Genomic DNA, 802 nt, shown 5'->3' with positions numbered 1-802 from the left:
AGGGTTCACCGCAAGGTGGGATTTTATCTCCCCTTCTTTCTAATGTCGTCTTAAATGATCTAGACCAATGGGTTGCAGACCAGTGGGAAGTATTTCCCCTGACGAAATCTTACAGTTCAGATGATGCCAGAAGACGAGCGAGAAAACAAACGAATTTGAAAAAGGGATACCTGGTCAGATATGCTGATGATTTTAAAATTCTATGCAGGGATGGAAAGACAGCACAAAGGTGGTACCACGCGGTACGTCTGTACCTTAAAGAGCGCTTAAAGCTGGGCATCTCTCCAGAAAGATCTCAAATTGTAAACTTAAGAAAACGAGAATCTGAGTTCTTAGGATTCACCATTCGTGCGAATAAAAAGGGCAAGAAACGAGTGGCCCATACTGGGGTCATTTCTTCAAAAAGCGAGAAAATTAAACAGGAAGCGAAGAAACTCATTCGAAGAATGAAAGCTTCGCCTTCTGCTGAGAATATTCATCGTTACAATAGCTTTGTTCTAGGACTTCACCAATACTTTAAGCGATCTACTCATGTAAGTTTCGTGTTTTCACGTCTTGCTTACGATCTAAAACCATTTTTAGTGAACCGCCTTCGACCGGTTGGAACGCTAAAACATCCTTTTAAGCCACCGCCTTTTTATAAGAGAACCTTTAGTTTAGGAACAAAAACGATCTGAATCGAAGTGTCGAATACCTGGATAATCGTATTAGTCGGTATAGTATGAAGATGGGGAAATGCGAAATTACAGGCGAATATCTTCACGCTTCAGATGTTCATTGTCACCACTATGTGCCAAAGAAT

Annotated in this window: 1 protein-coding gene; it reads left to right on the top strand. The window is 41.0% G+C overall.

Annotated elements, in window-relative coordinates:
- On the top strand, nucleotides 1-677 hold a 677-nt coding region (locus tag DYE48_RS20930; protein ID WP_341865629.1), incomplete at its 5' end, for a reverse transcriptase domain-containing protein.
- Between the last annotated feature and the right edge of the window lie 125 nt (nucleotides 678-802).

The sequence above is a fragment of the Halobacillus trueperi genome, from assembly GCF_003386945.1.
GTDB lineage: Bacteria > Bacillota > Bacilli > Bacillales > Halobacillaceae > Halobacillus > Halobacillus aidingensis.
Note: the sequence above shows the minus strand (reverse complement) of the source record. Positions and strands in the feature narration are given on the sequence as shown.